The sequence below is a fragment of the Pseudomonas sp. PS01303 genome, assembly GCF_029959385.1.
In the GTDB taxonomy this organism is placed as follows: Bacteria; Pseudomonadota; Gammaproteobacteria; order Pseudomonadales; family Pseudomonadaceae; genus Aquipseudomonas; species Aquipseudomonas rustica.
Genome location: NZ_JASCPK010000094.1, coordinates 1 through 23222 on the forward strand (window position 1 = coordinate 1; position 23222 = coordinate 23222).

Here is a 23222-nt window from a genome sequence, read left to right on the forward strand (position 1 = left end):
CTTTTGATCCTGCTTTTAAAAATCAAAATCAAAAGATCGCAGCGTGCCGCAGCTCCTACAGGGGGATCGGGTCAGGCTTCACCGTCGTTGAAGATGCTTTCTATGGGCATTTCGAATGCCCGGGCAATCTGGAATGCCAGCGGCAAACTCGGATCGTAGCGTTCGTTTTCGATCGCATTGATGGTCTGCCGCGACACGTTCAAGCGCTCCGCCAGATCAACCTGCGACCACTTGCGCTCGGCGCGCAGTGCCTTCAGACGGTTTTTCATTGGTAGCGGCGTCGCGCAATCTGCAGCCCAGCAATCCACATCAGCCCCATCACCGGCCACACGCACGTCCACGGAATGTGCGGCGCGCCGACGTTTTCTAGAAACCCGTAACTGAACGTCAGCAGTGCCGAGGCGGCGAAGGCAAAACCGAGGGCTTCAAACTGGATGCGCAGATGCATTTCATCCATGCGCCGCATGTTGCGCACGATCGCCCAGCACATTAGACCCGCCGGAATAATCGGGGTCAGGGCCACCACGGATCGCAGAAAAATGTTGGCGTCCAGCAGGGATTGGCTGGCGATCAGGGAAAGGCTCAACACCAGCACGTAGAGAACCAATGCGGCGCCCATTTCGAGGTAGTAGCGGTTCATTCTTCACTTCCTATGTAAAAGACCCTTTACATCCTCGCCGAAGAATTTGCCGATGTAAAGCACGCTTTCCATGAGCTCAAAAAAACGGGGCGGCATGATCGTTGATCAGGCCGCCCCGCAGGTGTTTCAGTCAGTCAGATCAGTGCATTTTGCTGTGATCGTGACCTTCCATGTTGGTCAGCGAGCGAACCGGTGCTTTGACCTCGAGGGTTTCTTTCTCGCCCTTGGCGTTCTCGACGGTCAGGGTCAGCGGCACGGTTTCGCCTTCTTTCAACTGCGAGCTCAGGCCCATCAGCATCACGTGGTAGCCGTTTGGATCAAGCTTCACCGCTTTGCCCGCCGGCAGCTCGACGAACTTCACCGGGCCCATGCTCATGACGTCATTCTTCATGGTCATTTCGTGGATCTGCACGTCTTTGGCGATCGGTGTGGCAACGCTGAGCAACTTGCTGTCGCTGTCGGCCGTGACGGTCATGAATGCGCCGCTGGCGGTCTGGGTCGGCACGGTGGCGCGAACCCACGCGTCGTCGACTTTGGTCTGCGCGGAGGCCTGAAACGCCAGGCCCATCAGCGACAGGGCAATCGCAGCACGTTTGATGTTGTTCAGAACAGGGTGCATCAGCAAACCTCCATAACGGTAAGCAAGTCTTCCGTGCATTCTTCTGCCGAAAGCGAGGTGGACAGGCCCAGGCGCAGGCCGCCACGGGAGTCGTAGACGTAACTGGTCGACGTGTGCGAGATGGTGTAGGTGTCGCCGGCCGGGACTTTCTCGTAGAACACGTCGAATTCCTTGGCGGTGGCCTTGGTTTCTTCAACGGTGCCGTACAGCGCGACGAAGCTCGGGTCGAAGGCTTTCATGTAGGCGTCGAGGATTTCTGGCGTGTCACGTTCGGGGTCGAGGGTGATGAAAATCACCTGCAAACGATCGCCGTCCTTGCCCATCAGTTTCTTGATTTTCGCCGCGCGGGCGAGGGTGGTGGGGCAGACCGCCGGGCATTGAGTGAAGCCGAAGAAGATCATCGGCATCATGCCGCGAAAGCTCGACAGCGACATGGTTTCGCCGTCGGTGTTCTTCAGCTTGAAAGTGCGTCCCAGGATCTTGTCGCTCAGATCTTTGCCGTACTTGTACGACAGTTCGCCGCGGGTGTCGCAGCCGGCGAGCAGGCCGAGCCCGAGTACGCCCATTCCCGCAAGCACCTTGCGGCGAGTCAACAAAGCCGTCATCTAATACCGCCTTTTGCAGCCCGCCCGTCGACAGGACGGGCGGTGGTTAACCGTAAAAGCGGCGCATGATACCAAACTGACGGCAACGACCGGCTCCGGATCGCCGTACGGCGTAGGATCTGGCGACAAAAGGTGTAAGAAAAAGTGACCGGTAGCGCGTGAGCGTCAGAGAGGGCGGCCCGTCGGACGCCTGTTTGTCTTGCTACCCGTTGTCATCAAATGAAAAGCCATTGTCGCCTGATGCGAAGCGATTGCCTGGCGCGCGACCTAGAGTCAGGTCAACGCCAATCGAGCGATACGCCCAACCTTGCAGGGAGAATAAGAAAAATGGCCAAAGCAGTGCGCTTCTACGAATCCGGTGATCCCGACGTGCTTCGCTATGAAGATGTCGACGTTGGCGATCCCGGCCCAGGCCAGGTGCGTCTTCGTCATGTGGCGGTGGGCCTCAACTACGCCGACACCTACTTTCGCAACGGCACTTACCCGATCCCGCTGCCTAACGGCATGGGCGTTGAAGCCTCCGGTGTGGTGCAGGCCATCGGCGAGGGCGTGAGCAATGTGCGGGTGGGCGATCGTGTCACTTACACCGGGTTTCTCAACACCCTCGGCGCCTACAGCACTGAGCGTCTGATATCCGCCGCTCCGCTGATCAAACTGCCGGAAACCATCAGTTTCGAAACGGCTGCCGCGATGACCATGCGCGGGCTGACCTCGGCTTACTTGATGCGGCGTATCCACGACTTCAAATCGGGCGACAGTATCTTGCTGCACGCTGCTGCCGGTGGCGTCGGTCTGATCGTTTCGCAGTGGGCCAAGTTGCTCGGGCTCACGGTCATCGGCACCGTCTCCACCGAGGCCAAAGGCGAAATCGCCCGTGCCCATGGCTGCGACCATGTGATCAATTACAGCCACCAGGACGTCGCGCAACAGGTTCGCGAATTGACCGACGGCGTTGGCGTCAACGTGGTGTTCGACAGTGTTGGCAAGAACACCTTCATGGGCTCGCTGGACTCGCTCAAACGTCGCGGTCTGATGGTGTGCGTCGGTACGGCTTCCGGGCCGATTCCGCCGGTCGATCCGATGTTGCTGGCAATGAAGGGCTCGCTGTTCATGACCCGCCCGGCATTGGCTGACTATATCGCCGACCCCGAGGAAAAAGCCGCGTTGGCCGGCGAGCTGTTCGACCTGGTCGGCAGTGGCCGGATCAAGATCGAAATCAACCAGCACTACGCGTTGCAGGACGCCGTTCAGGCCCACCGTGACCTGGAATCGCGCAAGACCACCGGCTCATCGATTTTCGTCATCTGAAGGAGTCGTCAGCCATGAGAGTCGAACAACTGACGTGCAGCATTGGCGCCGAGCTTGAGGGCGTCAGCCTTGCCGACGCGGTACATGACGACGGTCTTTTTGCCGAAATTCGCGCGCAATTGCTCAAGCACCGCGTGTTGTTCCTGCGTAATCAGGACATCAGCCGTGCCGATCACGTGGCCTTTGCCCGGCGCTTCGGTGAGCTTGAAGATCACCCGATGGTTGGCAGTGATCCGGATCATCCCGGGCTGGTGCGGATCTACAAGAGCCCGGAGCATCCGCCGGAACGCTACGAAAACTCCTGGCACACCGACGCCACCTGGCGTGAGGCGCCGCCGATGGGTTGTGTCTTGCGCTGTGTCGAATGTCCGCCGGTGGGCGGCGACACCATGTGGGCCAATATGGTCGAGGCGTATGCGCGCTTGCCGGAAGACGTGAAGATCAAGATTGCCGATCTGCGTGCCCGGCACAGCATCGAAGCCAGCTTCGGTGCCGCGCTGCCGATCGAAAGACGCCTGGCGCTTAGGGCGACGTACCCCGATGCCGAGCATCCGGTGGTGCGCACGCATCCGGACACGCTGGAAAAAGTGCTGTTCGTCAACGCCTTCACCACACACTTCAGCAATTACCACACCCCCGCTCGGGTGCGCTTCGGCCAGGACGCCAACCCCGGCGCAAGTGAGTTGCTGCGCTACCTGATCAGCCAGGCGTACATCCCGGAATACCAGGTGCGCTGGCGCTGGAAACCCAACAGCATTGCGATCTGGGACAACCGCAGCACCCAGCATTACGCCGTGATGGATTACCCGTTGTGCCATCGCAAGATGGAGCGTGCCGGGATCGTCGGCGACAAGACTTACTGATCGACCCTTACTGCATTCGCACTCGAAAACGCCAGCCAGGTGCGAACCCGGCTGCGCGGACAATCATAAAAAAGGAGTACCCCATGCAATTTCTCGATGATTCCCTGCACCCGGAAAACATGGAAAAAGTGGTGATCACCGTGGCCCCGTATGGCCCCGAGTGGATGCCGGAAGATTTCCCCGAAGACATCCCGCTGACCATGGATGAACAGGTGCAGAAAGCGGTCGATTGCTACGAGGCGGGCGCCACTGTCTTGCACCTGCATGTGCGTGAACTCGACGGCAAGGGTTCCAAGCGTCTGTCGAAATTCAATGAGTTGATCGCCGGTGTGCGCGAAGCGGTGCCAGACATGATTATCCAGGTCGGCGGTTCGATTTCCTTCGCCCCGGAAAGCGATGGTGAAGCCGCCAAGTGGCTGTCCGATGACACCCGGCACATGCTCGCGGAACTGACACCGAAACCGGATCAGGTCACGGTGGCGATCAACACCACCCAGATGAACATCATGGAGCTGCTGTACCCGGAATACCTCGCAGGCACCTCGCTGGACAACCCGGCCATTCATGCCGCATACAGCGAAATGACCGTGCCGGCCGGCCCGGCCTGGGTCGCCGAACATTTGCGCCGGTTGATGGCCGCAGGCGTCCAGCCACACTTTCAACTGACCGGCATGCATGCCCTGGAAACCCTGATGCGTCTGGTGCGCAGCGGTGTGTACATGGGCCCGCTGAACCTAACCTGGATTGGCATCGGCGGTGGTTTCGACGGGCCGAACCCGTTCAACTTCTTCAACTTTATCCATCGCGTACCGGACGCGTGCACCCTGACGTCCGAGTCGTTGCTCAAGAACGTGCTGCCGTTCAACACCATGGCGTTGGCGATGGGCTTGCATCCGCGAGTCGGCAATGAAGACACGATCATTGATCACAAGGGCGATCGCTTCGGGTCGGTGCAGCAGATTCAGCAGACCGTGCGCATTGCCCATGAACTGGGGCGCGAGATTGCTACCGGCAAGGAAGCCCGCGAGATTTATCGCATTGGCGTGGCGTATCAGAGCATCGAAGAAACCTTGTTGGCCAACGGCATGGCGCCCAACCGCAAGGCCGGGCAAAAAGGTCTGCCGCAACGCGGCTGACTGAACCGGGCGAGGGGCCGCTGGCCTCTCGTCCGTTGCGTTACCCCAACAGCTCGATAACAACAAATACAACAAAGTTTCGAGGAGGCTGCATGGCCTATCACCCCAGCGCCAGCGATGACGACGATAACGACGTCGGTGTTGCGCGCACATATGCCTGGATCGTTTTTTCCCTGACGTTCGGCTTGTTGATTTCCGATTACATGTCGCGTCAGGTACTCAACGCGGTGTTTCCGATGCTCAAGGTCGAGTGGGCCTTGAGCGACAGTCAACTGGGCTTGCTCAGTGGCATCGTCGCGTTGATGGTCGGGTTGCTGACCTTTCCGCTGTCGCTGCTGGCCGACCGTTTTGGTCGGGTGAGAAGTCTAGCCTTCATGGCTTTTCTCTGGAGCGTGGCCACACTGGGTTGCGCGGTGGCGCAGGACTATCCGCAGATGTTCATTGCGCGGTTTATGGTCGGTGTCGGCGAGGCGGCTTACGGCAGCGTCGGCATCGCGGTGGTGATTTCGGTGTTTCCCAAACACATGCGCGCCACCCTCGCCAGCGCGTTTATGGCCGGTGGTATGTTCGGCTCGGTGCTGGGCATGGCGTTGGGTGGGGTGATCGCTGCGAAGATGGGTTGGCGCTGGTCGTTCGCTGGCATGGCGCTGTTCGGTCTGGTGCTGGCGCTGCTGTACCCGCTGATCGTCAAGCAAGCGCGGATTGCGCCGCAGTGCGCAACCCGTGCGGCGAGTAAAGCCGCGGCGGCGATCAAGCGTCCGCTGCGCACCTTGTATTCCAGTCGCTCGGTGGTGGCGACGTACATCGGCAGCGGTTTGCAGTTGTTCGTCTGCGGCACGGTGATCGTCTGGATGCCCAGTTACCTCAACCGTTATTACGCCATGGGCACCGACAAGGCCGGTGCGGTGGCGGCGGTCATTGTGTTGTGCAGCGGCGCGGGAATGATTGTCTGCGGGATGATCAGTGATCGGCTGTGCCGTCATGCGCCTGAGCGCAAAGTCGCATTGGCCATCGCTTATTGCCTGGGCAGTTGCTTGCTGCTTTCGGCGGCCTTCGCCTTGCCGGCTGGGCCCGCGCAATTGCTGCTGATCGGCTTGGGCATGTTGATCGCCACTGGCACCACCGGACCTGCCGGGGCGATGGTTGCCAACCTGACGCATTACTCGGTGCACGGCACAGCTTTCGCCACACTGACCCTGGCCAATAACCTGCTGGGGCTGGCGCCCGGGCCCTTCATCACCGGCAAATTGTCCGATCTGATCGGCCTGCACGCAGCTTTTCAATTCGTACCGCTGGTGAGTATCGCGGCCGCCGCAGTATTCTTCTACGCGCGCAGTCATTACCTCAAAGACATTGCCCGGCTGGCGGGCGAACGCGTCAGCGACCCGGTCAATGAAGTCGCCTGCGAGGTGAAAGTATGAGTCGTCTTCCTGCATTGCGCGTTGCTGTACCAGACAACAAGTGCCCGCCGAGAGGAGGGCGGTCACTGTTTGAGTTCGCCGATAAAAGCCTGGCACTGTTCAACGTCGACGGTGAGTTGCTGGCCATCGACGACAGCTGTCCCCATCAGGGTGCATCGCTGTGTGGCGGTCGGCTGGAGGGCCAGGTCATTCAGTGTTGCGCGCATGGTTTGCGCTTCGATCTGCGCAGCGGCTATTTGCTCAATTCGAAGCAGGTCAAAGTCACACGCTACCCGGTTGAAGTCATTGATGGTCAGGCGTTTATCGTCCTCGCTTGCGAGGAGTCTATGGCATGAGTACCGTTGCGCTTACCCGTATTCATAGCCAGACACGCGAGTTGGCCCCGGGGTTTATCGTCAGCCTGATCGTCGCCGCAGCTGCTTCGTTTTTGTCCGAGCATTACGGTGCGCCGGTGATGCTGTTCGCGTTGCTGCTGGGCATGGCGCTGAATTTTCTGGCCGGTGATGGCGTGTGCAAGGCCGGCATCGAATTCACTGCGCGCACGGTGTTGCGCATTGGTGTAGCGCTGCTGGGTATGCGCATCACCCTTGAGCAAATTGCCGCGCTGGGCTGGAAGCCTGTGGCACTGGTGGTGTTTTTGGTGGTGGTGACCATTGGCGTGTCAGTGGTGGCCGCGAAGGCGTTGGGCTTTCAGCGCTTGTTCGGCATGCTCACCGGCGGCGCCACGGCAATTTGCGGCGCCTCGGCGGCGTTGGCGCTGGCGGCGGCGCTGCCCCATCACCCGCAGAAAGAGCGGGCCACGCTGTTTACCGTCATCGGCGTTTCGGCGTTGTCGACCACGGCGATGATTGTCTACCCGATGATTGCCAAGTGGCTGGAACTCTCGCCGCAAGTGGCGGGCGTGTTTTTGGGCGCGACCATTCATGACGTCGCCCAGGTGGTGGGTGCCGGTTACAGCTTGTCGACGGAAACCGGGGATACCGCCACGGTGGTGAAATTGATGCGCGTGGCCATGCTGTTGCCGGTGATTGTCTGCGCGGCGATGGTCACGCGTTTGCAGGGGGCTGATACGTCAGGGAAACGCCCGCCATTGCTGCCTTGGTTTGCCGTCGGTTTTCTGCTGCTGGCCTGTATCAACAGCACCGGTTGGGTAGCGCCGGCAGTGCAAGGCGCGGTCAATGAGCTGTCGCGCTGGAGCCTGGTGATTTCCATCAGCGCACTGGGCATGAAGACACAGCTCAAGGAGCTGGCCGCCGTTGGCATCAAACCGATTTTGCTGATGGTCGGCGAGACCGTGTTTCTCGCGGTGCTGGTGCTTCTGGTGTTGCACTGGGGTTTCTAAGGTAAGGCAGGCCGCACCGTGCTGACTCGTCGGCCCGGTGCGGTAGTTAAACCGGTGCCAATCACACCGGTTTTTTCGCGGCGACTGTACCAGCAGTCGCCGTTTTTTTTGCCCGCCAAGTGGCGGGCGGCATGTCGAACTGGGTAATGAACCAGCGGGTGAAGGAGCTGGCCATCGAGTAGCCGAGCAAGTCGGCGATGCGGCTCAGCGAGTAGTTGGGATTTTCCAGGTAGCGCAACACCAGATCGCGTCGCACTTCATTGATCACATCGTTGAAAGCACAGCCGTCGTCCTTGAGGCGACGTTGCAGCGTGCGCACGTTCATGCCTTGGGTCTGAGCAATTTGCTCGATGGTGGCGCGGCCCATCGGCAACAGCAGATAGATAGCCTTGCGCACTTCAAGCAGCAGCGAATGGCTTTCATGGCCTTGCAGGGAGTCCAGATAACTCTGCGCATAGCGCGCCATGGCCGGGTCGGCGTTAGGGTTGGTGACGTCGAGGCTGGCATCGGAACAGACGATGCCGTTGAACTCGCTGCCGAACTCCAGCGTGCAGCCGAACAGGCGTCGATGCAGTTGCAGATTATCGGGCGCCTGATGCGTGAAGTTGACGCTGTAGGGATGCCAGTGCGTACCGAGCAGCGCCGAGCACAGACGGAACATCACGCCGATGGCCAACTCGGTGGCCTGTCGGCTGGGCATCGGCGTTTGCGTGACCACTTCTTCGCGAATGATCACCATCTTGCCGGCCTCTTCAACGAAGATCGCCAGCGAGTCATTCATCAAATGCCGGTATTGCACAACCACCTGCAGGGCGTCACGCAGCGTGCGCTGATGGCTGAGCAGCAAACTGACCACGCCAAAATCTGAAAGCTGACGGGATTCGGCCATGCTCAGGCCGAACGTCTGGCAGCCACTGGCGGCGGCCGAGTCTTCCAGTAGCCGCACCGCCGAATCAATCGGAATGCGCTGCTCGGGCGCCAGCAGCTGTGCTTTGCTCAGGCCGACCGCCGCCAGTACATCACGCGGATTGAAGCCAAGGTATTGCGTGACCTCCAGGTAGTTGGTCAGGACAGCGGCGCGAACAAGCGTGGGCATGCTGGGTTCTTTCCTGGTTCGATAACGATAAGGAAGTACTGGGTGACTATATCCAGAGCATCTGCAATTGAACAGTTGCGACAGCGGCTGTGTTAACGCTGTCGCAAAGTCGTGAACAGCGATCTGTGTAGGAGCTGCCGAAGGCCGCGATCTTTTGATCTTGTTTTTGAAAGACAACGTCAAAAGATCGCAACCTGCGGCAGCTCCTACGGGGGCGGCATCCGTCCGGCGGAGGAAATTCTGTCATCAAAAGAAAAGTGCCTGACGTCCAATGAAAAGCACCCCGGCCGAGCGCTCTTTAATGTCGACACAACAAAAAGATTCTGGCGAAACAGCCAGTCGAGTCATCGAGACAGCGAAGGTGTTGACGTGGACAAATTGCAGACTGCCGCAACCGTTCTGATCGTACCGGGCCTGCGCGAGCATGTGGCCGAACATTGGCAGACGCTGCTTGAGGCGCGCCTGGAAAAAGTCCGCAGTGTGCCGCCGCTGACCACCGACAAACTCGACCTCGCTGCGCGCGTTCGGGCGATTCAGCAGGCACTGGAACAGATCGACGGCCCGGTGATTCTGGTCGCCCACAGCGCCGGCGTGTTGATGGTGGCGCACTGGGCGGCGCAGCACTCGCGTGCAATCAAAGGTGCATTGCTGGCGACGCCACCGGATCTCGATGCTCACTGGCCGGCGGGCTATCCGTCGCCCCAGACCCTGCGTGCTCAGGGCTGGAACCCTCTACCTCGTGGCCCATTACCGTTTCGCAGCCTGGTCGCTGCCAGCACTAACGATCACCTCGCCAGCCTCGAAGCCGTCACTCACCTCGCCGAAGGCTGGGGCGCTGAGCTGCGCTCGCTGGGAGCGGTGGGTCATCTCAACCCGGCCGCCGGTTTTGGCGCGTGGCCGGACGCCGAACTGTTGATCCAGGAACTGGATCGTTGATTCAGACGCCGGCTGGCTGAACGCCTGCCGGCACTTGCCCTCATTTCTGAAAACGTCTTCCCGCACACCGGGAAAGCGCGAGGGCGGCTGCGCTTAAAAACAACTACAAAAAAGCGGAGAAGACACGATGCACATCACCAAGCGCCATGGGCTTGCGCCTTCGCGTTACACCTTGCTGGCCTCGGCCATGCTGGCCGCAGCGCTACCGAGCGCCCATGCGGTCGAGATCGATACGGGCAACCCGGACTGGACGGCGCGGCTGGATAACACCGTCAAATACAACTACGGCGTACGCACCGAAAGTGCCGACAAACGGATGTTGGCCACGCCGAACAACAACGACGGCGATTACAACTTTCGCAAGGCCGGCACCAACATCAGCAACCGTATCGACCTGCTGACCGAGATGGACGTGGTCTACAAAAACTCGATGGGCTTTCGCGTCAGTGCGGCCAGTTGGTACGACCAGGCCTATGAAAATACCGGCTCCAATTCCAATCCTTTCGTCAATGGCAACGACGCACGATCGGGTCTGGTCGCCAATGACCCACGTCTGGCCGGCGTCAGCCAAGACAACGTCGGCAACGGCAGCCCGCACCTGAGTCGCTACGCACAGCGTTATTACACCGGGCCTTCCGGGGAAATTCTCGATGCTTTTGTGTTTTACAACACGGAAGTCGGCGAGCAATCGCTGCTGAGCCTCAAGGCTGGTCAACACAACGTGTTCTGGGGCGAAACGCTGCTCAACCCGGTGCATTCGGTCAGCTACGGCCAGTCCGGCCTGGATCTGGCGAAACTGTCGGCGTCGCCCGGCACTGAAGCCAAGGAGCTGTTCGTCCCGCGCAAGCAATTATCGACGTCGTTCACCGTCAACCCTGAGCTGACGCTGGGTGCTCAGTACTTTCTTGATTGGGACGCTGCTCGCTTGCCGGAGGCCGGCACTTATTACGGCGGCTCCGATCTGGTTGGTTTCGGTGCGCAATCTTTTCTGCTCGGCAACACCAATGGCGTGGTGCCCGGCAGCCCGCTGGGCTGCGGCGTCGCTCCGTGCAACGGCCTGACCAATGTGCGTCGCGGGCATGACCTGACACCGGGCAGCAGCGGTGACTGGGGTGTCATGGCCAAGTGGTCGCCTGCGTGGCTCGACGGCACGCTCGGTTTTTACTACCGCAAGACCTCCGACATTCTCCCTCAAGCCTGGTTGAATGCCACCGGCCTGACATCGCTGAATGCCAACGGCAGCCGCCCGGCGGGGCAAGTGCCGGGCGTCGTCAACATCCTCAACTCATTGAGCACCAGCAGTTACCAACTGGCGTACGCCGACAACATTCAGATTTTCGGCCTGAGTTTGTCCAAGGACGTGGGCGGGGTGAGCGTCGGCTCGGATCTCAACATCCGGCACAACATGCCACTGGCGAGCATTCCGGCGATTGTCAGCTCGACCAGTCCTGCGGGGTTGGGCGCAGGTTTAGGGCTGTTGCCGGCACGCACCGCCGAGACGGGCGTGATCTACGACACGCCAAGCCGTGGCGACAGCATGAGCGCCACGGGTGACACGCTGCACTGGACGCTCAATGGTTTGATGTCACTGCCGAAGACGCCGCTGTTCGATTCGGCAACCCTGCTCTCCGAGCTGTACTACAGCAATCTGCTCAAGCTCGATGACAAGAACAAAGCCCTCTACAAAGGCGAGGACAGTTATCGCGGCATCGACGCGCCCACCCGGGATAACTGGGGCATCGCGATCAACTTTACGCCGACCTGGTACCAGGTGCTGCCGGGTGTTGATTTGAATATGCCGCTGTCGATCAACGCCGGTCTGGCCGGGGTGTCGCCGGTGTCCGGTGGCGGTGCGAAAAACACCGGCAACTATGCGGTCGGCCTCGGTGCCGTGGCGTACAACAAATACTTCATCGACCTCAAATACGTCGATGCTTTCGGCAAGACCGACAAGTGCGACACCAGCGGCCTGAGCACCGGCGCCGACCAGGCCGGCAAAGGCGATGGTTCGACCCCTAACGCGTTCAGTGGCAACCAGAACTACGCCTGTTACGGCGGCGGTTACTCGGCGTTTTCCGGTGGCGGCGCGACCACGGCTGACCGTGGCGCCGTGTACCTGACGATGAAAACCACCTTCTGATTCAACCTTGGCTCAAGTCTCAAAGACAGGAGAACCACACGATGAAATTCGTCCCTACAATGCTCGCCGTTTCACTGACCATGGCGATCGCCGCGCAAGCGCAGGCCGCCGTTTCGGCGCAGGATGCGGCCAAACTGGGCAATAACCTCACCCTGGTCGGCGCGGAAAAAGCCGCCAATGCCGACGGTTCGATACCCGCTTATACAGGCGGGCTGACCACACCGCCGGCCACCTACAAAACCGGCGACAGCATGCGCCCGGATCCTTTCGCTGACGAGAAACCGCTGCTGGTGATCGATGGCAAGAACGTGGATCAGTACAAGGGCGAGCTCTCGGCGACGGCGGTCGAACTGGCCAAGCGTTTTGCCACGTTTCACATCAATGTCTACCCGACGCACCGCACCGTCTCGCTGCCTAAAGCGGTGCTGGACAACGGTGTGAAAAATGCCACGGGCGCCAAGTCGCTCGAAGGTGGTCTGGCCGTCGACAATGTTCTGCCGGGTGTGCCGTTTCCGATTCCGCAATCGGGCAACGAAGCGATGTGGAATTTCCTGCTGCGCTATCAGGGCGTCAACATCAGCTCAAAATACGACTCATGGAATGTCGACGCTGCCGGGGTTGCCAGTCTGGCCATCACCGGGCAGGCGTTCATCTCCTACCCGATCTATGAAAACCTCGCGCAACCGATCAGCAGCGCTGACGTGTATTACCAGATGAAGCTGACGTACACCGGCCCGGCGCGCCGTGCGGGTGAAGCGATGATGCTCAAGGACGCCGCCAACCCGTTGCAACAACCGCGTCGCGCCTGGCAATACCTGCCGGGGCAGCGTAGGGTCAAACTGGCGCCGAACCTGGCGTACGACACGCCGAACCCGGGCACTGCCGGTGCGGGTACTTATGACGATGTGTTCGTGTTCAACGGCGCACTGGATCGCTACGACTGGAAGCTGGTCGGCAAGCAGGAAATGATCGTGCCGTACAACACCTACAAACTGACCTATGCGCAGGATCCCAAGGCGTTGACCACCGCCAATCATGTGGCGCCTGACTACGTGCGTTGGGAGAAACACCGGGTCTGGGTGGTGGAAGGCAATCTCAAACCCGGCGCCCGGCACATCTATCAGAAACGCCGCTTCTATCTCGATGAGGACAGCTGGACAGCGCTGGCCTCCGACCAATATGACGCCCGTGGACAGCTTTATCGCGGCTCGTTTGCCTTTCTCAGCCAGAGCTACGACAAACAGGTGCCGGACTCGACCCCTTTCATGATCTACGACCTGGTCGGCGGCACCTACAACATCAACGGCGTCGTCGGGCCTTACGGCGGCATCAAGTACATCGATCCGCTTTCGAAGGCGCAATGGTCGTCGGAGTCGTTGGCCGGCAGCGGTATTCGCTAGAGGGCGCGGTATGTATTGGCAGAAAAAATACGGCGGTGTGACGCTCGGCATGTGCCTGCTGCTGTTGCAGGGCGTCGCCCGCGCGGACGGCTATTTCGATGTGCTGGATCAGCCTGCCAGGGTCAGTGCCCTGGCAGCCAGCAGTGCGCTGTCCGGCGTGGCCCGGGCAGGGGCACGACTGGTTGCCGTTGGGCAGCGCGGGCACATCGTTTACTCCGATGACGGCGGCCAGCATTGGCAACAGGCCGCCGTGCCGGTGAGCTGCGACCTGACGGCGGTGAATTTTTCTTCGCCGTCACAAGGCTGGGCGGTCGGTAACGACGGGGTGATTTTGCACAGCAGCGACGGCGGGGTGACGTGGCGCAAACAGCTCGACGGGCGCCAGATCGGGCCGTTGCTGATCGAGCACTATCAGGCACTGGCCCGCGCCGAACCGGCTAACGAGCAATGGCCGTTGCTGGTTGCTGAAGGCCGGCGGCAGGTGGAGCAGGGCGCGGATAAACCGTTGCTCGACGTCTGGTTTGCCAATGATCAACTCGGCTATGCGGTCGGTGTCTTCAACCTGATCCTGCGCACCACGGACGGTGGCAAACACTGGATGCCGTTTCAGGATCGCACCGACAACCCGCAGGGTTTTCACCTCAATGCGATTGCCGCCACGGGTGATGCTTTGTACATCGCCGGCGAGCAGGGGCTGTTGCGTAAATGGGACGCAGCGCAACAGCGCTTCGTCGCCGTGCCCACACCTTATCAGGGCAGTTTTTTCGGCGTGCTTGGCAAACCGGGTGAAGTGATTGCTTACGGACTGCGCGGCAACCTTCTGCGCAGCACCGATGGCGGACGCAACTGGATCGCGCAGGACAGTGGCTTGCACACGAGCATTACCGCCGGGTTTGTCGACACTGACGGGCATTACCGGTTGTTCACGCAGGGCGGGCAGATGCTGGTCAGCCAGGGCAATGGTGCGCAGTTGCAATGGCGGCATGAGCCCGAACCATTACCGGTGACCGGCGCAGCACAGACGGCCGATGGCGTGATGCTGGTCGTTGGTACCCGTGGTGTTTCGACACTGCGCAAAGAATAAGAAAACAACCCTAAAAGCGAGAACCCGGATATGGGCAATATCGAACAAGACAGCATGCCGGTGATCCGTGATGTACGTGATTTCGAGTGCAACTCCGGCAGTCGGCTGGAGCGCATGGTGTTCAATTTTCGCCCGCTGTTCATGTTGCTGATGGCCATGATCACCGTGGTGCTCGGTTACATGGCCGTCACCCGTCTGGAGCTGAAACCGAGCTTCGAAAAAATGATCCCGCAGAGTCAGCCGTACATTCAGAACTACCTGGAAAACCGCCAGGCGCTGCGTGGTCTTGGCAACTCGGTGCGGGTAGTGGTCGAGAACACCCGGGGCGATATTTTCGATCCTGCCTATCTGGACGTGCTCAAACAGGTCAACGATCAGTTGTTCCTCACGGCAGGCGTCGACCGCGCCTGGATGAAGTCGTTGTGGAGCCCGGCGGTACGCTGGACGGAAGTCACCGAAGAAGGCTTTCAGGGCGGCCCGGTGATGCCCGACGCCTATCAGGGCACCCCCGAGCAAATCGAGCAGTTGCGCCAGAACATCTCCCGCGCCGGCATCATCGGCAGTCTGGTGGCGAGTGATTTGAAATCGAGCATGCTCGTGGTGCCGTTGCTGGACAAGGCTGGCGCCGGCGCTCAGCCGATCAACTACCGTGACTTCTCGCAGATGCTGGAAGAGCAATTGCGCGACAAGATCGAATTCGCCGGTGACAGCGCTGCGCGCAAGGCTGGCAAAGAGGGCGATGGCCCTTACAAAGTGCGCGTAATCGGCTTTGCCAAGCTGATGGGCGACCTGATCGATGGCCTGATTCAGGTGATGATGTTCTTCGCGCTGGCGGTGATCACATCGCTGCTCATCATTTATCTCTACACCCGGTGTGTGCGCAGTACCTTGCTGGTGGTGGGGTGCTCGTTGGTCGCAGTGGTCTGGCAACTGGGCCTTGTCGCGTGGCTGGGTTATGCCATCGATCCATACTCGGTGCTGGTGCCTTTTCTGATATTTGCCATCGGCGTGTCCCACGCCGCGCAAAAGATGAACGGCATCATGCAGGACATCGCCCGGGGCACGCACAAACTGGTCGCCGCGCGCTATACCTTTCGCCGCTTGTTCATCGCCGGTGTCACTGCGTTGTTGGCGGATGCTGTCGGGTTTGCCGTGCTGATGCTGATCGACATTCCGGTGATCAAGGATCTGGCGATCACCGCCAGCATCGGTGTCGCGGTGCTGATCTTTACCTCGTTGCTACTGATGCCGGTGGCGCTGTCCTATGTCGGCGTGGGCGCGAAAGCCGCCGAGCGTGCGCTGAAAATCGATACCCGCGCTGACCGCCACAAAGGTTTCGGCAGGTTATGGGACTGTCTCGACCGCTTCACCAGCGCCAAGTGGGCGACGGGCGCGGTGCTGGTGGCGGTGTTGATGGGGATCGGCGGATTCGCGATCAGCCTGCATCTGAAAGTCGGTGACTTGGAAAGCGGTGCGCCTGAACTGCGCGCCGACTCCCGCTACAACCGCGATAACGCCTGGATCACTGCGCATTACGCACTGTCCAGCGACCTGTTCGCGGTGATGATCAAGACCCCGCCCGAGGGCTGCCTGAGCTACAAAACACTGATCCTCGCCGATCGGCTGGCGTGGGAACTGCAACAGTCTTCGGGAGTACAGGCCACTGTTTCGCTGGTCAACGCGGTTCGGCAGATCACCGCCGGTACCTATGAGGGCAACCCGAAACTCAGCAGCATCCAGCGCAATCAAGATGTCCTCAACTATGCCGCGCAGCAGGCTTCGGTCAACTCGCCAGAACTGTTCAACACCGATTGCTCGGTGATGCCGGTGATTGCTTTTCTCAAGGATCACAAGGCCGAGACCCTCGACGAGGTGGTCGCGATTGCCGACCGCTTTGCCCGTGAAAACAGCAGCGACGAGCGCCAGTTTTTGCTAGCGGCGGGCAGTGCCGGCATCGAGGCGGCGACCAATATCGTCGTGCGCGAAGCCAATCGCACCATGCTGCTGTACGTGTACGCCGCCGTCACGTTGTTTTGTCTGGTGACCTTCCGCAGTTGGCGCGCGACGCTGGTGGCGTTGTTGCCGCTGGTGCTGACGTCGATTTTGTGTGAAGCGTTGATGGTAGTCATGGGCATTGGCGTGAAAGTCGCGACGTTGCCAGTAATCGCTTTGGGCGTGGGCATTGGCGTCGATTACGCGCTGTACCTGCTCAGCGTGCAGTTGCACTATCAGCGTCAAGGTTTGCCGTTATCCGCAGCGTATCGCAACGCCGTGGCGTTCACCGGGCGCGTGGTTGGGCTGGTCGGGATCACCTTGGCGGCGGGCGTGGTGTGCTGGGTCTGGTCGCCGATCAAGTTTCAGGCGGACATGGGGATTTTGCTGACGTTCATGTTCCTGTGGAACATGCTCGGAGCACTGGTGTTGATTCCAGCGTTGTCGCATTTTCTGTTGCGCGGGGTGTCGGTCAAGCAATGGGTTCAGCCGCCAACCGCTGAACCCATTGAGTGCCTTAAAACTCAGGCGTGTACTTCACGCTGAACATCACGTTGCGCGGGTCGCCAAAGTTGTTGTTGCCGTTGAGCTGGTTATACGCGGAGGTGTAGTAGCGTTTGTCGAACAGGTTGTTGGCGTTCACTGCCAGGCCAATTTCCTTGCTCAACTGGTAGCCGAGGCGAGCGCTCCACACGGTGTAACCGGCCACGTCGTAGGTGTGTTCGTAACCCAGCGTATGGCTTTGCGTGGTGAAACCGAGGCCGGTGCTGACGCGTTCCCAGTCGCCGCTGAACTGGTAATCGCCCCACACGCGCAGCATGTGTTTCGGTGTCCAGGTGCTGAAGACTTTGCCTTCGTTATCCGGGTCATCGAGGTACTTGGTGGTGTTGTAGGTGTAGCCGGCGAACAGTTGCAGGTTGGTCAGCACTTCGCCGCTGATCTCGGCTTCAATGCCCTGGCTGCGGACTTTGCCGGCGGCGTTGGAGCAATACCAACCGTCGCAGATCATGCCCGACGCGAGGTCGTTGATGGCGCGGTTTTCCTGGTCGTAGCGGAACACGGCCAGCGAGGTGTTGACCCGGCCGTCCATCAATTCGCCCTTGAGGCCGACTTCGTAGTTACTGCCGACCACTGGTTTCAGCGTTGAACCGCTGGCGTCGCGGTTGGTTTGCGGTTCGAACACATCGGTGTAGCTGGCGTAGACCGCCCATTCGCGGCTCAGGTCATAGACGATACCGGCGTACGGCGTGACTTCGCCGGTTTCGTTCGCGGTGCTTTCCGGCTGCTCGATCGCCGCACCGAAGGCTCTCTGTGTCGCGTACTTGTAGCTGTAGTCATACCAACTGACGCGTGAGCCGAGTACGAGGGTCAGCGAGTCGATCGGTTTGACCCGCCAGCTGCCATACAAACCCTTCTGGCGAACGTCGTACTTGCTCGGTGTGGCTTGGCCGCCCGGTGTGTTGAGGATGCCTTCGTAGCTGATGTCCGGGCGATCGTGATCGATGTCGAAGATCGTGTCGGTGGTGTTGTTGTTAAAGGTTCGGGCGAATTTATCGTCGGAGGTGTATTTGGAATAGTTGCCGCCGAGCATCACTTCGTGGGCCATGGACAAGGCGTCGAAGTGACCGGTGACGTTCATGTCCAGACCGAGTTTGGTCGCGTCGAAATCGGTGGCGAAATCGGCGTACTGAATGCCGCTGCCATCGGGATTGATCCCGTCGCCGCTGGTTTGCAGGCGCTGGCTTTTGCCCTTGTTGGTTTCGTCCATGCGCACCGCGCCGACCTTGAACGCCCAATCGTCGTTGAAGCGGTGCTCGAGATCGGCGTACAGCGTGGTGACGTCGATGTCCAGATGGTTCCAGCGCGCGCCGCCGTAGGTCGAGCGCGGCACATTCAGCGGCTTGCCGTCGGAGTAGCGGGGCAGGCCACGGATCATCGGGCGTGACTCGCCATCGGAGTTGCTGATCGCCAGACCGAGTGTGGTGTCGTCACGCAGATCAAAGTCCAGCGCGCCGTACAGCGAGTGGGTTTTGCTCCATTCGTAATCGACGAACGATTGGCTCTGGTCTTCGTCGGCAACGAAGCGACCGCGCACGTTGCCCGTCGAATTCAACGGGCCGCCGGCGTCCAGTTGCAGGCCGTAGTGATCCCACGAACCGGCCTTGCCGGTGATGGTCACGGTCGGCGTGTTTTGCCCGCGCTTGCGCACCAGATTGATCGCGCCGCCGGGGCTGCCGGTGCCTTGCAGCAGGCCGGAAGCACCACGGAGGATTTCCACGCGGTCGAAGAAAATCAGATCCTGCGTCGCCCAGTTGCCCAAAGCGTAAGTGTTACGCGGGATGGGCACGCCGTCGTACTGCCAGTCATCGATCTGAAAGCCGCGCGAGGTAATGATCATGCCTTTACCCACGCCCTGAACGCCGACCAGACCGGTGGTTTTGTTGACCGCATCTTTCAGATCAACCAGATCCTGATCATCCAGCTGCTTGCGCGTCATCACGGTGATCGACTGCGGAATTTCCTTGAGCGTGTGCGTGCCTTTGCCGATGGTTACGGCGCGTGCAGCGTAAGAACCGGAGCCTTCAGTCGTGGTGCTGTCGAGGCTGCGTTCAACGATGTTGGTGGCGTCCAGTTGCAGCGAGGCGCTGTTGTCGCTGGCCGGCTCGACACTGAAGTTGCCTTGCCCCGTGACGCGCAACTGCAAACCGCTGCCCGCGAGTGCCTTTTGCAGCGCTTGCTCGGCCGGCATCTGCCCGATCACCGCCGGCGCGCGCTTGCCCTGAACCAGCGCGGGTTCCAGCGAAATGATCTGCCCGCTCTGGCCGGCAATCGCGTTTAGCGTACTGGCGAGTGGGCCGGCCGGCAGGTTGAACGATAAGTCTTGCGCCAGCGCTGAGGTGCTCAGTGTCGCCAGAGCAACGGCTGCAGAAAGGTTACGGGGCCACGTGTTGAACACAACAATCTCCTGTTTTTGTTAAAGCTTCAGGAGATAGGTCGGATGAGAAATGAAAACCGGACACAAACAAGAATGATTTCCATAAAATATTTTTTCGCATTCATCGTTTGCTGATCATGGTCAGCCACGGGCTGTAGCGATTGATGCGGATTGGCAGGGTTTCGGCCAAGGCGTCCAGGGTTCGATCGGGGGCGTCGAGCGGGAACACGCCTTGCACGCGCAAGCCGCGCACTTCGGGGGCGACGCGCAGGAATCCGCGATGATAAGGGCGCAGTGCGTCGATCACTTGTTCGAGGGATTCATCGAGCACGTTCAAGCGGCCGTTCAACCATTCGGCGCGACCGCGTTCATCGTCGCTGGCCAAGGTGATGTTGCGCGTGGAGAGCAGCGCTGCCTGACCTTCCTTGACCACTTGCGTGGTGCCATCGAACAACCGCGCTTCGACCGAATGCTGCAACACCACCAGGCGGCTGGCGTCCGCTTCCTGAGCGACGAGGAAGCGAGTGCCCAACGCGCGCATTTCGCCCTCGGCGGTGCGTACGATCAGTGGGCGATTCGCATCCGGCGCGACATCGATCACCAGCTCGCCCCGGCGCAGGATGACCAGGCGCTGGCGGTCATTGAAACGCAGATCCACCGCGCTCTCGGCATTCAGGCTCAAGCGGCTGCCATCGACCAGATTGAAGATCTGCCGATGACCGCGAGCGGTGTGCAAATCGGCCAGCAGCGACTCGCCGAGCTGAGTTTTGCTGCCCAGCAACAGACCGCCGCCGAGCAGGCCGAGACCGGCGATTACGCGCAAGGCGTCGCGCCGCGAAGCCTGTGGCTTCAACAAGACCTGACGAGCTTCGCCGGCCTGACCGGGTAACCGTTGATCCAGCGTGCGAAACGGTTTGAACGTATCACCGAGGCGTTCCTGCAATGTGTCCCAAGCCTGACGGTGCGCGCGATCCATCAACAACCAGGCGTTGAAACGCTCCTGCAGTCTGGCGTCGGGCGTGCCGGCGCGCAGCTTGACCATCCAGTCGATGGCCTGCTCGGTGACCGGGTCGATGCGCCGCTTGCTCATGGCGCCACCTCGCACAGATAGCACTGCAGCAACGCCTGTTTCATGTAGCGACTGACCGTGCGTTCCGACAACCCGAGTTTCTGCGCAATCGCCACATAGCTGAGGCCATCGAGTTGGCTATAGAGGAACGTGGTTTTGACGATCAGCGGCAAGCCATCAATGGCGCGGTCAATCGCGACCAGCGCTTCGATCAGTTGCAATTGTTCTTCAGGGGAGGGCGCCAGTGCTTCGGGCAGCGTCGACAAACGCTCAAGGTAGGCCAACTCCAGCTTGCGCCGGCGATGACGATCAAACACCAGACGACGGGCAATGGTCGACAGGTAAGCGCGCGGCTGTTCGATGCTGTCCGGATCAACGCGCGCCACCAGCAATTGGCAAAACGTATCGGCAACGGTGTCCTCGGCGTCCGCATGGTTGCGCACCTGGCGATTGATATGTTGCAGCAGCCAACGGTGATGATCGCTGAAGAAAAATCCCAGCTTGCTGGACGGAGGAGAGTGCACTGGTGGGCTTTTCCAGATGTTAGTGAGAATCTCTCTCAATATTACCTGTGCCGTCAGATGCAGCGCAATGTTCCTGAAGGGCCACAAATGGGCTCTCGCACACTTCACGCGTCATTCAAGAGGTTTTGCTCTGTAAGTCTTGTAGAGTTTCTGGACTTCGGGATTATCCAGTTTTTCATAGGTGATGCCTTCCTTGTCCAAACCATCCAGTCCCTTTATCCCACCAATCATTTCCGGCCATTCGTCTCGGCTGGTGATATCCATTACGAATGGTCGAAGGTATTCATCGAGATGACCTTCGCAAGGGGCGCCAATTTCGTCACTGAGCGCGCGCAGGTAAACGTCTTTATTTGTTTTTGACCAGTCGATTGCGAATCTGGCGCGGTAGCTCAACTCCATGTAGATGAGCAAAATCGTGCGGCCATTGCCATCGAGGAACGGGTGGGCGGACGCAAGCTGTCCCATCACCTCGCCTGGACGATCCCGGAAGCGTTTTTTGTTTGCGGCGAGCTCCAATGCGTATTCGACTGACCTTTTGATCAGCTCGGGGCGTTCGAATACGGTATGGCGAGGATCGTCCGGTGATCCCTTGAAAACAGCCAGGTGGGGCACGAGTTCGTTCCTGTCTTTACCTGCCCAAGGGTAAAAACCGGAGAAAAGGGTTTCGTGTGTTTTAAGTACGGCTTTGTAGTCGATGGACTTTTTCTTGGCCAGATAGGCTAGTGCGTCATCGATGCTTGCTTCAAAGGCGAGATGTTCAGATTCTTTGACTTCGAGAGGGTCTTTCAACTTAAGCGAGTTTTGCAGATAGCCTTCAGTGTCGAAATCGCCGAAGGGATCGAAAGTCATGCGCTGAGCTGCTTATTGCTGCGCCTTTTTTCCTGAAGGTACCGGCCCTGAAGGGCCATGATTTCAGACTTGCTCAGCACGCCTTTCCTTTTCAGGTTGACGAGCAATTGTTCAACGCCATCGAGTTCGACGGCATCACCTGCCAGACGCGTAATCGTCACTGCCATGCGGCTCAGGCTATCGCGATCGCCGGTAACCTTATGCGCTTTGGCGAGCTTACGAACTTCAGTGGCGACACTGTCGGTCATTTTCAACGTCCTCAATTTTTCTCCCTCAAATCATAGCATGGTGTCTGATCTGCAAATTTGCCAGACAGCGCCTGACCCGTCAGCAAGGATTGATACGGCAAATGTACAAATGCTTATTGTCCCATTTGAGTTGACGGTGAAACGCTTTTCAGCCGATTTATCCTTTTTCAATGCGTCAGTAATCTGTACCCAACTTGAACGCAACAACAAATCCAACATTGAAAAAGGACGCACACCATGACCACTCCAACCTACAACCGCTTGAACAAAGACGACGCTATCGTGCTGCTGGTTGATCACCAGACCGGTTTGATTTCGCTGGTGCAGGACTTCTCGCCGAACGAGTTCAAGAACAACGTGCTGGCACTCGCTGACTTGGCGAAGTTCTTCAACCTGCCGACCATCCTCACCACCAGTTTCGAACAAGGCCCGAACGGCCCGCTGGTGCCGGAGCTGAAAGAGATGTTCCCGGATGCGCCGTACATTGCTCGCCCAGGTCAGATCAACGCTTGGGATAACGAAGATTTTGTTAAGGCTATCAAGGCAACGGGTCGCAAGCAGATCATCATTGCCGGTGTGGTGACGGATGTGTGTGTGGCGTTCCCGACGCTGTCGGCGCTGGCGGAAGGGTTTGAGGTGTTTGTGGTGACGGATGCGTCCGGTACTTTCAATACCACCGTGCAGCAAGCGGCGTGGAGCCGCATGACGCAGGCCGGTGCGCAGTTGATGAACTGGTTCTCGGTGGCGTGTGAGCTGCATCGCGACTGGCGCAACGATATCGAAGGGTTGGGTAACTTGCTGTCGCAGCGGATTCCTAACTATCGAAACCTGATGAATGGCTACTCGGCGCTGACGGCTCAGCAGAAATAAACCGAAATAGCAAAACCAAAAGCCTGCCCTGAAAAGCAGGCTTTTTCAGCTATGAAAGTTAACCTGTGGCGAGGGGATTTATCCCCGTTGGGCTGCGCAGCAGGCCCCTGCTTTTTCAGTTTAGAAGCGGGGGCCGCTGCGCAGC

General features: G+C 59.4%; 22 protein-coding genes. 12 read left to right on the forward strand and 10 right to left on the reverse strand.

The genetic code is table 11. From position 1 onward, the window contains the following. Nucleotides 1-71: 71 nt before the first annotated feature. From QMX93_RS21350 to QMX93_RS21365, 4 genes are all read right to left on the reverse strand, one after another. A complete protein-coding gene (locus QMX93_RS21350) occupies nt 72-269 on the reverse strand; it encodes a helix-turn-helix transcriptional regulator (protein ID WP_053119463.1) in 198 nt (65 codons plus the stop codon). Next, complete coding sequence (locus QMX93_RS21355) at nt 266-640, reverse strand: hypothetical protein (protein WP_282357875.1); 375 nt, start codon at nt 638-640, stop codon at nt 266-268. The genes QMX93_RS21350 and QMX93_RS21355 overlap by 4 nt, the downstream gene beginning before the upstream one ends. Before the next feature lie 139 nt (nt 641-779). Then, nucleotides 780-1259, reverse strand: a complete 480-nt coding sequence (locus QMX93_RS21360) for a copper chaperone PCu(A)C (protein WP_282357876.1) — start codon at nt 1257-1259, stop codon at nt 780-782. Then, nucleotides 1259-1864 carry an SCO family protein gene (locus QMX93_RS21365; RefSeq protein ID WP_053119469.1) on the reverse strand — a complete coding sequence of 202 codons (606 nt, stop codon included), beginning with the start codon at nt 1862-1864 and terminating at the stop codon, nt 1259-1261. Before QMX93_RS21365 ends, QMX93_RS21360 begins: the two co-directional genes overlap by 1 nt. Before the next feature lie 327 nt (nt 1865-2191). Here QMX93_RS21365 and QMX93_RS21370 point away from each other — a divergent pair, with 327 nt between their 5' ends. The 6 genes from QMX93_RS21370 (at nt 2192) to QMX93_RS21395 (ending at nt 7934) form a co-directional block, all read left to right on the forward strand. Further along, nucleotides 2192-3172, forward strand: coding sequence for a quinone oxidoreductase (locus tag QMX93_RS21370; protein ID WP_282357877.1), 981 nt, complete (start codon nt 2192-2194; stop codon nt 3170-3172). 14 nt (nt 3173-3186) lie between these two features. Then, nucleotides 3187-4035 (forward strand): TauD/TfdA family dioxygenase, encoded by an 849-nt coding sequence (locus QMX93_RS21375; protein WP_053119473.1) that lies wholly within the window; start codon nt 3187-3189, stop codon nt 4033-4035. 83 nt (nt 4036-4118) lie between these two features. Next, nucleotides 4119-5171 carry a 3-keto-5-aminohexanoate cleavage protein gene (locus tag QMX93_RS21380; protein WP_053119475.1) on the forward strand — a complete coding sequence of 351 codons (1053 nt, stop codon included), beginning with the start codon at nt 4119-4121 and terminating at the stop codon, nt 5169-5171. A gap of 92 nt (nt 5172-5263) precedes the next feature. Beyond that, on the forward strand, nt 5264-6592 hold the full coding sequence (locus QMX93_RS21385; RefSeq protein ID WP_282357878.1) for an MFS transporter: 1329 nt from the start codon (nt 5264-5266) through the stop codon (nt 6590-6592). Beyond that, the gene (locus tag QMX93_RS21390) at nt 6589-6927 is read left to right on the forward strand and encodes a Rieske 2Fe-2S domain-containing protein (RefSeq protein WP_159814514.1); all 339 of its coding nucleotides are present in this window, start codon (nt 6589-6591) and stop codon (nt 6925-6927) included. The genes QMX93_RS21385 and QMX93_RS21390 overlap by 4 nt, the downstream gene beginning before the upstream one ends. Continuing rightward, the gene (locus QMX93_RS21395; protein ID WP_159814516.1) at nt 6924-7934 is read left to right on the forward strand and encodes a putative sulfate exporter family transporter; all 1011 of its coding nucleotides are present in this window, start codon (nt 6924-6926) and stop codon (nt 7932-7934) included. The genes QMX93_RS21390 and QMX93_RS21395 overlap by 4 nt, the downstream gene beginning before the upstream one ends. A 61-nt stretch (nt 7935-7995) precedes the next feature. Here the strand turns inward: QMX93_RS21395 and QMX93_RS21400 are convergent, their stop codons facing one another. Continuing rightward, nucleotides 7996-9030 carry an AraC family transcriptional regulator gene (locus QMX93_RS21400; protein WP_053119483.1) on the reverse strand — a complete coding sequence of 345 codons (1035 nt, stop codon included), beginning with the start codon at nt 9028-9030 and terminating at the stop codon, nt 7996-7998. A gap of 369 nt (nt 9031-9399) precedes the next feature. Between QMX93_RS21400 and QMX93_RS21405 the strand changes: the two genes are divergently transcribed. From QMX93_RS21405 to QMX93_RS21425, 5 genes are all read left to right on the forward strand, one after another. Further along, on the forward strand, nt 9400-9966 hold the full coding sequence (locus tag QMX93_RS21405; RefSeq protein WP_282357879.1) for an alpha/beta hydrolase: 567 nt from the start codon (nt 9400-9402) through the stop codon (nt 9964-9966). Nucleotides 9967-10093: 127 nt separating this feature from the next. Next, complete coding sequence (locus QMX93_RS21410; protein ID WP_282357880.1) at nt 10094-12106, forward strand: DUF1302 domain-containing protein; 2013 nt, start codon at nt 10094-10096, stop codon at nt 12104-12106. Between the two features lie 41 nt (nt 12107-12147). Beyond that, entirely contained in the window at nt 12148-13506 is a 1359-nt protein-coding gene (locus tag QMX93_RS21415; RefSeq protein ID WP_282357881.1) for a DUF1329 domain-containing protein, read from the forward strand. A 10-nt stretch (nt 13507-13516) separates the two neighbouring features. After that, nucleotides 13517-14590, forward strand: coding sequence for a YCF48-related protein (locus tag QMX93_RS21420; protein WP_282357882.1), 1074 nt, complete (start codon nt 13517-13519; stop codon nt 14588-14590). Nucleotides 14591-14620: 30 nt separating this feature from the next. After that, nucleotides 14621-17128: an MMPL family transporter gene (locus QMX93_RS21425; RefSeq protein WP_053119493.1), complete on the forward strand. Its 2508-nt coding sequence runs from the start codon at nt 14621-14623 to the stop codon at nt 17126-17128. On the opposite strand, the gene QMX93_RS21430 is transcribed toward QMX93_RS21425, so the two are convergent. The 5 genes from QMX93_RS21430 to QMX93_RS21450 form a co-directional block, all read right to left on the reverse strand. Next, nucleotides 17100-19538 (reverse strand): TonB-dependent siderophore receptor, encoded by a 2439-nt coding sequence (locus QMX93_RS21430; RefSeq protein ID WP_282357883.1) that lies wholly within the window; start codon nt 19536-19538, stop codon nt 17100-17102. The genes QMX93_RS21425 and QMX93_RS21430 overlap by 29 nt on opposite strands. A gap of 100 nt (nt 19539-19638) precedes the next feature. Further along, a complete protein-coding gene (locus QMX93_RS21435) occupies nt 19639-20607 on the reverse strand; it encodes a FecR domain-containing protein (protein WP_282357884.1) in 969 nt (322 codons plus the stop codon). Beyond that, a complete protein-coding gene (locus QMX93_RS21440; protein WP_053119498.1) occupies nt 20604-21110 on the reverse strand; it encodes a sigma-70 family RNA polymerase sigma factor in 507 nt (168 codons plus the stop codon). The genes QMX93_RS21435 and QMX93_RS21440 overlap by 4 nt, the downstream gene beginning before the upstream one ends. Nucleotides 21111-21221: 111 nt before the next feature. Continuing rightward, nucleotides 21222-21959, reverse strand: a complete 738-nt coding sequence (locus tag QMX93_RS21445) for a Fic family protein (RefSeq protein ID WP_282357885.1) — start codon at nt 21957-21959, stop codon at nt 21222-21224. Beyond that, the gene (locus tag QMX93_RS21450; RefSeq protein ID WP_212549296.1) at nt 21956-22207 is read right to left on the reverse strand and encodes a hypothetical protein; all 252 of its coding nucleotides are present in this window, start codon (nt 22205-22207) and stop codon (nt 21956-21958) included. The genes QMX93_RS21445 and QMX93_RS21450 overlap by 4 nt, the downstream gene beginning before the upstream one ends. A 237-nt stretch (nt 22208-22444) precedes the next feature. Between QMX93_RS21450 and ycaC the strand changes: the two genes are divergently transcribed. Next, nucleotides 22445-23077, forward strand: a complete 633-nt coding sequence (gene ycaC, locus QMX93_RS21455; protein WP_282357886.1) for an isochorismate family cysteine hydrolase YcaC — start codon at nt 22445-22447, stop codon at nt 23075-23077. Nucleotides 23078-23222 lie beyond the last annotated feature (145 nt).

Bases quoted from the DNA above. Each gene is read 5' to 3' on its own strand.
- QMX93_RS21445 (WP_282357885.1), bottom strand. From the start codon at position 21,959: ATGACTTTCGATCCCTTCGGCGATTTCGACACTGAAGGCTATCTGCAA.
- QMX93_RS21435 (WP_282357884.1), bottom strand. From the start codon at position 20,607: ATGAGCAAGCGGCGCATCGACCCGGTCACCGAGCAGGCCATCGACTGG.
- QMX93_RS21355 (WP_282357875.1), bottom strand. From the start codon at position 640: ATGAACCGCTACTACCTCGAAATGGGCGCCGCATTGGTTCTCTACGTG.
- QMX93_RS21385 (WP_282357878.1), top strand. From the start codon at position 5,264: ATGGCCTATCACCCCAGCGCCAGCGATGACGACGATAACGACGTCGGT.
- QMX93_RS21390 (WP_159814514.1), top strand. From the start codon at position 6,589: ATGAGTCGTCTTCCTGCATTGCGCGTTGCTGTACCAGACAACAAGTGC.
- QMX93_RS21420 (WP_282357882.1), top strand. From the start codon at position 13,517: ATGTATTGGCAGAAAAAATACGGCGGTGTGACGCTCGGCATGTGCCTG.
- QMX93_RS21400 (WP_053119483.1), bottom strand. From the start codon at position 9,030: ATGCCCACGCTTGTTCGCGCCGCTGTCCTGACCAACTACCTGGAGGTC.
- ycaC (WP_282357886.1), top strand. From the start codon at position 22,445: ATGACCACTCCAACCTACAACCGCTTGAACAAAGACGACGCTATCGTG.
- QMX93_RS21365 (WP_053119469.1), bottom strand. From the start codon at position 1,864: ATGACGGCTTTGTTGACTCGCCGCAAGGTGCTTGCGGGAATGGGCGTA.
- QMX93_RS21410 (WP_282357880.1), top strand. From the start codon at position 10,094: ATGCACATCACCAAGCGCCATGGGCTTGCGCCTTCGCGTTACACCTTG.
- QMX93_RS21415 (WP_282357881.1), top strand. From the start codon at position 12,148: ATGAAATTCGTCCCTACAATGCTCGCCGTTTCACTGACCATGGCGATC.
- QMX93_RS21360 (WP_282357876.1), bottom strand. From the start codon at position 1,259: ATGCACCCTGTTCTGAACAACATCAAACGTGCTGCGATTGCCCTGTCG.
- QMX93_RS21380 (WP_053119475.1), top strand. From the start codon at position 4,119: ATGCAATTTCTCGATGATTCCCTGCACCCGGAAAACATGGAAAAAGTG.
- QMX93_RS21425 (WP_053119493.1), top strand. From the start codon at position 14,621: ATGGGCAATATCGAACAAGACAGCATGCCGGTGATCCGTGATGTACGT.
- QMX93_RS21450 (WP_212549296.1), bottom strand. From the start codon at position 22,207: ATGACCGACAGTGTCGCCACTGAAGTTCGTAAGCTCGCCAAAGCGCAT.
- QMX93_RS21375 (WP_053119473.1), top strand. From the start codon at position 3,187: ATGAGAGTCGAACAACTGACGTGCAGCATTGGCGCCGAGCTTGAGGGC.
- QMX93_RS21350 (WP_053119463.1), bottom strand. From the start codon at position 269: ATGAAAAACCGTCTGAAGGCACTGCGCGCCGAGCGCAAGTGGTCGCAG.
- QMX93_RS21395 (WP_159814516.1), top strand. From the start codon at position 6,924: ATGAGTACCGTTGCGCTTACCCGTATTCATAGCCAGACACGCGAGTTG.
- QMX93_RS21370 (WP_282357877.1), top strand. From the start codon at position 2,192: ATGGCCAAAGCAGTGCGCTTCTACGAATCCGGTGATCCCGACGTGCTT.